The 12,416-nt window shown below is 36.0% G+C and carries 9 protein-coding genes; 6 read left to right on the forward strand and 3 right to left on the reverse strand.

What is annotated here, in order from left to right:
- Positions 1 to 13: 13 nt before the first annotated feature.
- Positions 14 to 3,184: an isoleucine--tRNA ligase gene (ileS, locus tag ONG78_RS00520; protein ID WP_264377433.1), complete on the reverse strand. Its 3,171-nt coding sequence runs from the start codon at positions 3,182 to 3,184 to the stop codon at positions 14 to 16.
- A 138-nt stretch (positions 3,185 to 3,322) separates the two neighbouring features.
- On the opposite strand from ileS, the gene ONG78_RS00525 reads away from it, so the two are divergent.
- On the forward strand, positions 3,323 to 3,556 hold the full coding sequence (locus ONG78_RS00525) for a hypothetical protein (RefSeq protein WP_010402600.1): 234 nt from the start codon (positions 3,323 to 3,325) through the stop codon (positions 3,554 to 3,556).
- Between the two features lie 64 nt (positions 3,557 to 3,620).
- On the opposite strand, the gene miaB is transcribed toward ONG78_RS00525, so the two are convergent.
- Positions 3,621 to 4,943 carry a tRNA (N6-isopentenyl adenosine(37)-C2)-methylthiotransferase MiaB gene (gene miaB, locus ONG78_RS00530; RefSeq protein WP_264376570.1) on the reverse strand — a complete coding sequence of 441 codons (1,323 nt, stop codon included), beginning with the start codon at positions 4,941 to 4,943 and terminating at the stop codon, positions 3,621 to 3,623.
- Between the two features lie 659 nt (positions 4,944 to 5,602).
- Between miaB and recJ the strand changes: the two genes are divergently transcribed.
- Entirely contained in the window at positions 5,603 to 7,339 is a 1,737-nt protein-coding gene (gene recJ, locus ONG78_RS00535) for a single-stranded-DNA-specific exonuclease RecJ (protein WP_264375035.1), read from the forward strand.
- A gap of 18 nt (positions 7,340 to 7,357) precedes the next feature.
- Here recJ and ONG78_RS00540 read toward each other — a convergent pair whose 3' ends face one another.
- A complete protein-coding gene (locus tag ONG78_RS00540; RefSeq protein ID WP_264375036.1) occupies positions 7,358 to 8,530 on the reverse strand; it encodes an NADH-quinone oxidoreductase subunit D in 1,173 nt (390 codons plus the stop codon).
- A 264-nt stretch (positions 8,531 to 8,794) separates the two neighbouring features.
- Between ONG78_RS00540 and ONG78_RS00545 the strand changes: the two genes are divergently transcribed.
- From ONG78_RS00545 to ONG78_RS00560, 4 genes are all read left to right on the forward strand, one after another.
- Positions 8,795 to 9,316 carry a cytochrome b gene (locus tag ONG78_RS00545; RefSeq protein WP_213863969.1) on the forward strand — a complete coding sequence of 174 codons (522 nt, stop codon included), beginning with the start codon at positions 8,795 to 8,797 and terminating at the stop codon, positions 9,314 to 9,316.
- A 5-nt stretch (positions 9,317 to 9,321) separates the two neighbouring features.
- Positions 9,322 to 10,317, forward strand: coding sequence for an NAD(P)H-dependent flavin oxidoreductase (locus ONG78_RS00550; RefSeq protein WP_264375037.1), 996 nt, complete (start codon positions 9,322 to 9,324; stop codon positions 10,315 to 10,317).
- A 132-nt stretch (positions 10,318 to 10,449) separates the two neighbouring features.
- A complete protein-coding gene (locus tag ONG78_RS00555) occupies positions 10,450 to 11,904 on the forward strand; it encodes a DUF350 domain-containing protein (protein ID WP_264377434.1) in 1,455 nt (484 codons plus the stop codon).
- A 104-nt stretch (positions 11,905 to 12,008) separates the two neighbouring features.
- Positions 12,009 to 12,374 (forward strand): hypothetical protein, encoded by a 366-nt coding sequence (locus ONG78_RS00560; RefSeq protein WP_226079535.1) that lies wholly within the window; start codon positions 12,009 to 12,011, stop codon positions 12,372 to 12,374.
- Positions 12,375 to 12,416: the final 42 nt, after the last annotated feature.

Here is a 12,416-nt window from a genome sequence, read left to right on the forward strand (position 1 = left end):
AGCATAAACATTACTAACTTTGCAACTTTATTAACTTAATACCAACTGTCAAACCTTGGTATTCCTTAGAATAGAAATCGGCTTCGATCTCTTTATTAATGTCCAAAGATAAGGCAAGAGTCTGCTCTTTTATATATTCAACCCATGTATTTATTGCTTCCTTAATTTTTTCATCTTCTGTTTTGATTATTACTCTGATTCTATCTGATATATGAAAATCAGCTTGTTTTCTAGTTTCTTGAATAAGCCTCACAACATCTCTCGCAAGCCCTTCTAGAATTAGTTCATCATCGAGCTCAGTGCTCAGAATAACAATCCCTTTATTGTTATCAAATACAGAAGAATATTCACTGTTTGCTTTTAACAATAGTTCATATTCACCTTTTTCTATAGTATAGTTCTCTGTTTCATCCCCCAGAAATATTTGCTCATTCTCAATTTGCTTCCACTTTTCTTCTTTGACATATTGAACTAGTTTCTTGATTTTATCTGCAACCTTCTTACCAAGTAGCGGAAAATTTAGTTTTAGCTCTAGTGACGCAACTTCTTTCAACTCACTTACTATTTCTAGTTCTTTTACATTCACCTCATCTCTTATTATCTCTTGATATTCATTTTCAAGGAAATCGCAGGAAGACCTATGATAAATGGTCATACTGCCAAGTGGCTGCCTGATGCGCATGTTAAACGTATTTCTGATGAATAATGCAGAGTTACATATCTCTCTTACCAAATCCATCTTGGCAATGAGTTCACTGTCATATCTATCTGATTGTGGAAAATCAGCCAAATGAACAGATGTTTCTTTGTACTGAAGCCCTTGCCATATAGTCTCTGTTATGAGTGGCAACAAAGGAGCTGCAGCTCGAAGCATGTAATAAAAAACTGTGTACAGAACATTATAAGCGTCGGTTTTATCTTGATCTAAGTCACTTTTCCAAAAACGCTCGCGACTGCGACGAATATACCAGTTATTTAGCACTTCAAAGAAATCTGTCAGGATTTTGCAAGCCTCCTGGGAGTTATAGTTGTTCATAGAAGCTTGGATACCTTCCACAGCTTCAAAACATTTTGAAATCATGTAGCGATCAATAGTACTTTGATAATCTTGACAAATCTCAGCTTTAATTCCATCTGCATTTGCATACATAGTAAAAAAGTGATAACTGTTCCAAATAGGTTTTATTACGTTTTTCAGAACATCACGCACTAAATTTCCTTCTTTGTCGAGTAGTAAATTACCACCGCAGACAATGGAACCAGACAGCATAAGAAAACGCAGCGCATCAGAACCATATTTGTCAAACACTTCCATTGGGTCCGCATAATTATTCAGACGTTTGGATAATTTCTGCCCTTTCACATCAAGAACCACACCGTGGCATATGCAGTTCTTAAATGGCTCACTGTCAAATAAAGCAGTGGAAAGCACAAAAAGCGTATAGAACCATCCTCTTGTTTGTGCTATATATTCAGTGATAAAATCCGCAGGGAAATTTTTCTCGAACCATTCTTTATTTTCAAACGGATAGTGAACTTGCGCGAACGGCATCGAGCCAGACTCAAACCAACAATCAAACACATCAGGCACACGACGCATAACTGATTTTCCTGTTGGATCATCAGGATTTGGTCTCGTCAAAGTATCGATAAACGGTCTGTGCAAGTCATCTATCTTAACATTAAAGTCTCGCTCTAGTTCTGCTATTGAGCCATACACATCCACTCTTGGATATTTTGCATCGTCTGATTTCCACACAGGAATTGGAGTACCCCAGAATCGATTGCGTGAAATAGACCAGTCGTGCGCTCCTTCAAGCCATTTTCCAAATTGACCATCTCTTATATGATTTGGCATCCAATTAACTCTCTTATTTAGCTCTGTCATTCTTCCCTTAAACTTTGTCACAGCAACATACCAAGAAGGCATAGTGCGGTAGATTAAAGGAGTGTCAGTTCTCCAGCAGTGTGGATAATTGTGAATATATTGCTCAGTTTTAAACCAGCTCCCCTGCCTTTTTAATTTCTTGATTACTGTATCATTGGCATCAAAAACATGAACTCCTGCCAAATCTGAAACTTCAGTAGTAAATTTTCCAGCGTTATCAACTGGACAAACAGCTCGAATATCATGGCTTTGGCAAAGGTAAAAATCTTCTTCACCAAATCCAGGAGCAGTGTGTACAACACCAGTACCATCTTCTCCTGTAACATAATCAGCAATGAAAACACGGAACGCATTTTTTGTATCTTTAAAGTAATCAAACAGTGGTTTATAGGAAAGACCTGCAAGATCACTCGCTTTAAGTTTTGTATTACAGTTTTCATATTGAATATTGCTTTGTTCACAGTGGCTGACAAATTTCTCTAAATAACTTTCAGCAAAGATGCAGACTTCACCATTTACTAACACCATACAATACTCAATATCCTCCCCTACTGCCAGTGCAAGATTGCTCGGCAACGTCCAAGGCGTTGTAGTCCAAGCAAGTAATCTACATTTTTGTTTAAATTGCTTTGGATTTTCTAAAAGTTCAAAAGCAACAGTTACAGCTTTGCTAATTTTTTCTCTATATGCATTATCAAGCCTTGTTTCAAAATTAGAGAGTGGAGTTTCGCACGCCCAGCTATAGGGAACAACGCGTATTGATTCATACACCAGACCTTTATCATAAAGCTGCTTAAATGCCCACATGACCGACTCCATGAATGACTTATCCATAGTCTTATAGTCATTGTGAAAATCTACCCATCTTGCTTGTCTATTTACATACTTCTCCCATTCTGATGAAAATTTCATCACAGAAGTACGGCAATGATTATTGAATTTTTCAATGCCAAATTTCTCTATCTCAGTTCTACCAGATATTCTAAGTTCCTTTTCCGCGCCCATCTCAGCCGGTAGCCCATGGCAATCCCAACCAAATCTGCGTTCAACCCTTTTTTGCAGCATAGTTTGATATCTTGCAAATGCATCTTTTATAAAACCAGTAAGCAAGTGTCCGTAATGCGGAAGTCCATTTGCAAACGGAGGCCCATCATAAAATACAAAACAATGATCCTTGGAACGTTTCTCGACTGACTGCTCAAAAATTTTATTTTCCTGCCAAAATTTTATGATTTCCTTTTCTAGCAATGAAAAATCAGGACTGCTGCTTGTATCAGGATAATACTTCATATTCATTTTAACTGGATAAAATCAAAGAATATAGAGCTTTCTGGAAAATTACAAATCCAAAAACTCTGTTTCTATAAACATTGATAGGTATTGACATTATTATACAGCATATTAATAAATCAGACTTATTTACTTAAGTTAAAGATGAATAAAGACAATAACAGTTGGCCTTATCAGAAATTTCACGATGCTAACAAAAATAATAGTAAAAGCAGCGTTATTTGGAGATCGCTTTCTTATGAATATAATAATTCTGGAAAGGTTGAAAAAGTACACTATCAGTGGGAAAAGAAAAAAAATCCCGCAAATCTATTATATCAAGTCTCATATGATTGCGTAACAGAGAGTTGTAGTCCCTTAAGGATTAAATCTAGATAGCTTATAAACTTATAAAAACACACAAAGTGCTTCTACATGAGAGCATAGGAGCACTTTTCTCTAATTAGGCAGCGCATCCCAACAAACTATTTTGCCGAGCTTCCAATATCCTTACATTTACTATTTTATCTTTGTATTTATCGTCAGGATCATCAACGCATACTGATTGCATGTATGGGCTTTTACCAATAATTTGATTTTGGTGTTTACCTTTTTTATCACTGAATAGAACAGATACAGTTTTGCCTATCATACTCTGGTTAAATTCAAGTTGTTGTTCACTAATTAATTTCTGTAAACGAAGAAGGCGCTCTGTTTTAACCTCTTCTGGTACTTGATCTTTTCTTTCCGCCCCTGGCGTTCCTGGCCTTGGGCTATATTTAAAACTATAAGCCTGAGCATATTTTATTTTTTCTACTAATTTCATAGTTTTTTCAAAATCTTTTTCAGTTTCTCCAGGAAAGCCAACGATAAAATCAGAAGAAAATTCAATTTCAGGTTTCAATTTGCGCAATCTGTCTATTATTCCCAAATATTCCTCTGCCGTGTGTTTTCTATTCATTGCATGCAATATTTTATTCGAACCTGACTGCACAGGTAGGTGAACAAACGGCATGAGTTTTGATTCCTCCGCATGTACCAAGTAGAGAGATTCGTGCATATCTCTTGGATGAGAAGTTGTGTAGCGGATTCTTTCTAGCTTTTCAATTTTAGCAATGTGACTAATTAATTTTCCTAAATCCCACACCTCTCCTTCGCACTCTCCATGATAAGCATTAACATTTTGACCGAGCAAATTGATTTCCCTTGCCCCATTTGCAACTAACTTCAATGTTTCACGGAATATTTCATTTACTGGTCGTGAATACTCAGCCCCGCGTGTATATGGTACCACACAAAACGTACAAAATTTATCACAACCTTCTTGTATGGCAAGAAACGCAGAAGACCCCTGGCTATTGCCATAGCATTCATCTGGCAATTTATCAAACTTCGCAACTTCTGGAAAATCAGTATTTATTACATGACCTTTACTTCTGCTTGCTTTGACTATTAACTCCGGTAAAGCAGAAATACTCTGCGGACCAACAACAATATCAACAAAAGGAGCCCTTCTGAACACTTCTTCTCCCTCTGCTTGCGCTACACATCCAGCCACCACTATGGTCATTTCCTTATTTTTTTGTGATGAATGGATTCTTCCAAGCTCTGAGTAAAGCTTTTCTGCTGCCTTTTCTCTAATATGACAAGTATTCAATATCACCAAATCAGCTTGTTCTGCATCACTAACAACGTTGAACCCTAAAGGCTTAACTATATTCTCCATTAAAATGGAGTCATAAACGTTCATCTGACAGCCGTAAGTTTTAATATATAGGCCTTTCATATTTAAAATTCTTCACACAAATTCTAGCAAATTATACGAAAAACTGAATTCTAGTACAACAGCCAATAAAGATTGCTTGACAAACCTTCTCGCTTTCCTTACTCTAACAGTAGAGGTATTTTAAGAGCTCAAAAATCTATCTTCGTCTGCAGACTTTTCAGTCAATTTTTCAACAAAAAACGTACTCTTCAGCACGTGTTCAAATTCTGTTGTATGTGCGCTGCATTTTCTTTCTAATCTTTCAGGAGGATTTTATGTCCAGAATTCCAGATACTTAACCTTTATTCTTAAGCTAAAAACCGATTGGTACCTATGGTTTTTATAAAGAAAGTGCAAAAAATACTTTAAAGAATATGAAATAAAGGTAGAAAAGGTTTGAGTAACCAAAAACTGTTTCCAGGCATAAATTTGTCATGTATACCAAAAAGTAATTACACTAATATAATATTCACACTTATATGCTAATATAGATATAATACTAATTAAAGAGCATGTTATGCAAGAAGAAGTATCAGATTTTACAGATGCTCTTTGTCAAAATAAATGTGATTCCTTTCGAGTGACACTCTCCTATATCTTTCTTTAGGTTATACAGAAGTCTAACACAATTATAGAACAAGCGTAAAAGTTCTGGTAAAGTAGTTTTATTTACAAAAAATATGCTACTTGATATTGAAAAACGCAGCATAACAAATGCACTGTGGAAGTTACAAGAAGCAGATCAAAGGGAGATTTTTACTCTTATACAGAGATTTGAGTTGCCAGAAATATTAGCAAGAATATTAGTTGCTCGTGGTGTTAACATAGAAAATGCACATGACTTCTTACACCCACTAATCAGATCGCTATTACCAGATCCCTTTCACCTCCTTGATATGGATAAAGCTGTTTCTCACATAATAAAAGCAATAAACAATAATGAGAATATTGCAATATTTGGTGATTACGATGTTGATGGTGCAACGTCATCAGCATTGATTAATAGGTACCTAAGAGCGATTGGGACACACTCTATAATCTATATTCCAGATCGTGTTGATGAGGGCTATGGATTGAACACAGATGCTTTATTACAACTTAAAAAGAATGGTATTGATTTATGTATTTCTGTTGATTGCGGTACGCTTGCATATCAACCAATAGAAGATGCAAAAGTCTTTGGACTTGATATTATAGTTGTCGACCATCACCTTGGAACAGAAAAATTACCAAGTGCTGTAGCAGTTGTTAATCCCAACCGCCTTGATGAGAGCTCTCCTTATACTAATCTTGCAGCAGTTGGAGTGTCATTTCTGCTAATTGTTGCTCTTAATAGAAGCCTACGTGAGCAAGGATTTTTTACCAACAAAAAAGAACCAGATTTATTTGATCTACTGGATTTGGTTGCTCTTGGAACTGTTTGCGATGTTATGCAGATTACAGGCCTAAATAGGGCTTTTGTTTTACAAGGATTAAAAGTTATGTCAGCAAGAAAAAATGTTGGCTTACGTGTTTTGTTTGACGCTTTGGGAATCCTTGAAAAACCAAGTGTTTCACGATTAGGGTTTAGCATTGGACCGTGCATAAATGCCGGAGGAAGAATTGGAGAAGCATCGCTCGGTGCAAGGTTGCTTTCCACCGATGATGATGATGCACATTCAATCGCGCTAAAATTAATAGATTTAAATAATGCAAGAAAAATGCTAGAAAATGAGGCTATTTTGGAAGCTACAACACAAGCAGGAAAATTTGCACAATTAGGTGTAAATTTTATAATGGTAAGTGGCAACTGGCACCAGGGAATAATTGGTATAATTGCATCAAGACTAAAGGAGCAATTTCACTTACCAACGATAGTAATATCTTTAAATAATGGAATAGGAAAAGCAAGCTGCAGATCAATTTCTGGGGTAGATATTGGTGCTGCGGTTCTTTCTGCAAAATTTACCAACCTAATCATTGAAGGTGGTGGTCACAGTATGGCAGCAGGATTTTCGATTAAGGAAGATAAAATAAGTGATCTACATGATTTCTTTACTGAAAGATTTGCAAACTCCACAAACGATAAAACTATAAAAGCTGATGGTATAGTAACAGCTAAAGCAATAAACTTATCCCTGTGGAATCAATTGCAACGCTTAGAGCCATTTGGTGTTGGCAATCCTGAACCGAGATTTATCATCCAAGGAGCAAAGATAAGAAAGCCGGAAGTTATAGGAGTTGATCATATAAAATGTTTTATTGCTGATGATAATGTTATGGTAAAAGCTATTGCGTTTCGCTCTGCAAATACCGAGCTTGGCTCTGCTATCATGCAGGGAAATGTTAAATCAATTTTAGGTAAAATCTCTATGAATTATTGGAATGGAAATGAATTTGTGCAGTTTTTAATAGAGGATGTATTGACCATTAGTTGAGTTACTATTTTACAATAATTACCTGTCAATCTCACCAAAGACTATATCGAGTGAACCGATAATTGCTGCAATATCAGCAAGCATATGTCCTTTTGCCATGAAGTCTAAGGCTTGTAAATGCGCAAAGCCAGGTGCTCTTATTCGACATCTATAAGGTCTATTGGTACCATCTGAAACTATATATACTCCAAACTCGCCTTTTGGTGCCTCAACAGCTGTGTAAGCTTCACCTTCTGGTACACTATATCCTTCTGAATAAAGCTTAAAATGATGGATCATAGCCTCCATCGATGTTTTCATTTCTGCTCTTGGCGGTGGAGAAATTTTTCTATCTTCAGTTTTTATTGGCCCTTCAGGTATCTTCTCTACGCATTGCTTCACCAAGCTGATAGATTGCCTAATCTCCGCCATTCTTACTAAATAACGGTCATAACAGTCACCATTTTGGCCAATTGGTATATCAAAATCTAGCTGATCATATATCTCATATGGCTGGCTTTTTCGCAGATCCCAAGCAAGCCCAGCAGCACGGAGCATTGGTCCACTAAAGCCCCAATCAAGCGCCTGTTTTATTGATATTTCACTAATTCCTACAGTGCGTTGCTTCCATATTCTATTTTCCGTTAAAAGTTCATCAACATCATCTATATACTTTGGAAATTGCTCTATAAATTTTGCAATATCTTCAATCAAACCTTCTGGGATATCTGCTGCAAGTCCACCTGGCCTTATATAAGCTGCGTGAAATCTTGCACCTGAGGCCCTTTCATAGAACTCGAGTATTTTTTCTCTCTCTTCAAAGAGCCATAAAAGAGGAGTCATCGCCCCAACATCAAGTGCTTGAGAAGATATATTTAGTAAATGATTTAGTATTCTTGTCAGCTCACAAAACAAAACACGCAAATATTTTGCTCTAATTGGAATTTCACATTGCAACAATTTCTCTACACACAACGAATATGCATGCTCTTGTGACATTGGTGACACATAATCAAGGCGGTCAAAGTAAGGCAGAGCTTGAAGATATGTTTTATGTTCTATTAACTTCTCAGTGCCGCGATGCAAAAGTCCAATGTGGGGATCTGCCCTCTCGATCACTTCACCATCCATCTCTAAAACAAGACGTAACACCCCGTGTGCAGCTGGGTGCTGAGGGCCAAAGTTTAGCATCATTGTCTTTAGATCAGGCATGCTTGGTAGCTTAAGGTATTGGAATTGTATAGGGTAAAATGTGCTTAAAGTCAATAGGCTTCTTGTACAAGCTATAACTCATCGTTACAATAGAAAAACTCTCAAAAACTTCACCACTTCTTCATGATCTGATAGACAATGTTTATGTGTCACATACAATTATTGCACTTATGTTGATCAAGGCAGCGAAATTATGTATAGATAATTTTGATTGAGAAATAGTTTTTCTACTATATAAATTCTACTTTAGAGTAATCAAAATTAATGAAAGACAATAAATATAGTTTAGGTTTAAGGATCATTCATTGGTTAATGTCTGCTTTTATTATTGGCATGCTTTGTTCTGGACTGTACATGAAAAGTTTGCCGATTAGCAGTGAAATTAAATTCAGCATATACGCTGTTCATAAGGCTTGTGGTATCACCGTTCTTGGATTAATTATAGTACGTATATTTTTTCGCGTCTTTACTTATGTTCCGCCATTACCAGCCAATTTTTCTCGATTTGTAATCAATGCGAGCAAAACGATACACTTTGGTTTATATGCTTTGATGGTGCTAATGCCACTATCTGGTTATGTCATGTCTTCTGCTTCTAGCAAAGAGATCAAATATTTTTTCCATATCCCTTTATTAATTAACCATAATGAAGATCTAGCTAGTGCAGCTAATCAGTTACACTCGATACTTGCATATTTTATGATACTCTTTATAGCCTTGCATATAATTGGTGCTTTAAAACACACATTTATAGATAAACAAAACATTTTTAAACGTATGATATAGGTTATATGTTAAGTAGCCTCTGGAAAAAAGGAACAAATTTTCTCGGTAGTGAGTTTGCCATAATGGGTGGTGCTATGAGCTGGGTTTCAGAGAGAAATTTGGTTTCAGCAATCTCAAATGCTGGTGGATTTGGCGTGATTGCTTGCGGTGCAATGTTTCCAGACTTACTGAAAAAAGAAATCATAGAGACACAGAAATTAACTAACAAACCATTTGGTGTAAATCTAATTACTATGCACCCAAAGTTGAGTGAGTTGATAGATGTGTGCATTGAAACGAAAGTAAGCCATATAGTGCTTGCCGGTGGACTACCAACGAAGCCTAATATAGAAAAAATCAAGAGTGCGGGCATTGAAGTTATGTGTTTTGCACCAGCATTAAGCCTCGCGAAAAGGTTAGTAAAAATGGGAGTAGATGCGTTAATAATAGAAGGTATGGAAGCAGGAGGACATATCGGTCCTGTTAGCACTTCTGTTCTCGCACAAGAGATATTACCTCATTTTAAAAATGAGAAAACACCGGTATTTGTTGCAGGTGGAATAGGAAGAGGCGAAATGATAGTGAACTACCTAGAAATGGGAGCAAGTGGCTGTCAAATAGGTACATTATTTGTCTGCACGAATGAGTCAATCGCTCACAAAAATTTTAAAGAAGTATTCATCAAATCAGCTGCGCGTAATGCTGTATCTTCTGTGCAGATTAGTGCTGATTTCCCTGTAATTCCAGTAAGGGCTATAGCTAACAAAGCAAGTGACGATTTTATGGAGCATCAAAGAGACATTATTGATAAATATCAAAATGGAGAAATCTCAAAAGAAGATGGGCAGCTTGAAATAGAAAAGTTCTGGGCTGGAGCTTTAAGAAGGGCAGTAATTGATGGAGATGTTGAAACAGGATCTTTAATGGCCGGTCAAAGTGTTGGCATGGTTGATAGAGAAAAGCCTGTAAAAGAAGTGATAGATATGTTAGTTCAACAGGCAAGCAATTATGTTGAAATGTAAAATCAGTAATCAGCAAAGAAAATAGTTAGCAAATTGCTATAATTATCCGCAATAAGGCATAACTGCCCAGTTTTAATGTAAAATTAACGCTAAAGAGGTATTCATACATTTTATTTATATGAGAGGAATGTTATGTTTGATTCATCATATGAGAAAAGAGTGCTATTTGATAGCGCAGTAGGAAACAATACTTACTCATCTACTAGCGATCCTATCAGAAGTTCACAAATCTCAGATAAGAGAAAGGAGAAAACAGGGAATTCTTCAGCATCAAAAACGAAAGAGTTGCACGAAATTATACACAAAAAGGTCACAAAAAAAAGACATAATCATGAAAATCTAAAAAAGGAAGATGGAACTATCGCAAAATGCATAGAGTTGTTCAACAAAGGAGCTGATCCGAACATATTAATTAAATTAGAAAAATTACTGAGAGAGCAAGAAAAATATTATAATTATTACACCGAGAAATTTCTTCCAGAATTGGAAAAAGAAGTAATGGGATCAGAAGTCGGACTTCCAGTATTTAAGAATGAAATAGAACAATCACAAGGATCACCAACAAGAAGAGGGAAAACATTAAAAATAATTTCAGAGATTACTAAAAAGAGCAACAATAAAGATCATTCTAGTATCACTATTCAAAATCAGAAAAGTCTTAGAAGTAATCAAGCAAATAGACAAAATAATACTATGGAACTATTTAACAAACAAATTCTTTCTGGTGAAGTTGAAATTCCCAAAAATTCAGGTATTAATCCTCTGGAAAAGGATTCTTTAGCTAAGGGTGTAAGTGGAAAAGGAACCCCTGGAATATATAATTCCTTGAGAAGTTCAGGTCGTTATGATGCTTCAACAATTCTTACATCAAAACAATCGCAAGCAAGAAAGAAGATCACACAATCACAATTGAATAGTCAATCTGATCTTTCGATTGATAGTAAAGATTTAAAAAATGAAAAGCCTAATATAACTGTGAATGCTGTAGAAGTGCCAAGTGGTGCAAATACTTCTAAACTCAGTAGTAGTAGTGATTTAGATAGTCGAATAAATTCATCTAGCTTGGCATCAAGTAGCAGAAGGAACAGCTTAACTTCAGTAACAAGCATTTCATCTGAGGAAAGTGTACACTTAAAATTAAACCCTGCTGAGGAAGATAATAGTTTGCAACTAGAAGATGAAGGAAAAACAAAATTAGCACATCCGAACAAAACAAGGCCCAAAGGGCCAAGCGGAAGAAGATCCCCTTCTAAACATTATAAGAAGACTGAAGAAGGGCCTCATTGTGTGATCTCAGTGACAGGCAGTAAGGTAAAAGATACAATGCAATCCAATAATTATGAAAATAATAGTAAAATCAAAAACAAAAATCTTCACGTCGCACTTGTAACAAGTTCTGCTCTCTTAGCAATAGGGTGCATTGTTGCAGGAGCAATGACATCAGGATTAGTAGGAGCAGGACTGTTTGTGGTGGCTGCAGTGTTTGCTACAGCTGCTGCTGCTGAATTGTGTTCAAATATTCTGTCAAGTAAATTGATATCCATTAGTGTGAGTCCTCTTGTTGATAATAAAGGGCTAACACAGTGATAAAAGTTAAATATGAGTTACTTATGGTGAGCAAGTGAATTCGGTTCTTGCCTATTGATGTAAAAATTGTTACATTTGAGGAGTATCTTAAAGGTATTTAGCTGATGCATATTCAATTGGGTAGAGTTTTTGCTATTGTAGCCCTGTTAAGTTTTATTTTCATGTCGTGTTCTAGCAAAGCAAGTGATGAATTGAAAAATATACCAGGAACGTTGAAAGAACTTATTTCTTCATTTTCAGTTAAAGATACTGTAGAAAATATGAGTCCCTCAACAATTATAGGTTTATGTATAGCTACAGTGATACTCGCAGTAGTGTTCAGAGGCCTAATTTTTTTCATGATAATATTTGGCGTACTGATCATGATGTTTGGAAGCACAGAAAAGGCAACAGATTACCTGAAAGAAAAATTCAACTTTGCAAAGGACATACAGTTACAATCCAATAACAAAAAAGAAGATAAGGATTAAGTAAGATAGATGATTCTTTATTATCTTTTTATTGAATACGCA

The sequence above is a fragment of the Wolbachia endosymbiont (group B) of Philonthus cognatus genome (assembly GCF_947179345.1).
GTDB lineage: Bacteria > Pseudomonadota > Alphaproteobacteria > Rickettsiales > Anaplasmataceae > Wolbachia.

Bases quoted from the DNA above. Each gene is read 5' to 3' on its own strand.
- ONG78_RS00555 (WP_264377434.1), top strand. From the start codon at position 10,450: ATGTTTGATTCATCATATGAGAAAAGAGTGCTATTTGATAGCGCAGTA.
- ONG78_RS00560 (WP_226079535.1), top strand. From the start codon at position 12,009: ATGCATATTCAATTGGGTAGAGTTTTTGCTATTGTAGCCCTGTTAAGT.
- ileS (WP_264377433.1), bottom strand. From the start codon at position 3,184: ATGAATATGAAGTATTATCCTGATACAAGCAGCAGTCCTGATTTTTCA.
- ONG78_RS00545 (WP_213863969.1), top strand. From the start codon at position 8,795: ATGAAAGACAATAAATATAGTTTAGGTTTAAGGATCATTCATTGGTTA.
- ONG78_RS00525 (WP_010402600.1), top strand. From the start codon at position 3,323: ATGAATAAAGACAATAACAGTTGGCCTTATCAGAAATTTCACGATGCT.
- ONG78_RS00540 (WP_264375036.1), bottom strand. From the start codon at position 8,530: ATGCCTGATCTAAAGACAATGATGCTAAACTTTGGCCCTCAGCACCCA.
- ONG78_RS00550 (WP_264375037.1), top strand. From the start codon at position 9,322: ATGTTAAGTAGCCTCTGGAAAAAAGGAACAAATTTTCTCGGTAGTGAG.
- recJ (WP_264375035.1), top strand. From the start codon at position 5,603: ATGCTACTTGATATTGAAAAACGCAGCATAACAAATGCACTGTGGAAG.
- miaB (WP_264376570.1), bottom strand. From the start codon at position 4,943: ATGAAAGGCCTATATATTAAAACTTACGGCTGTCAGATGAACGTTTAT.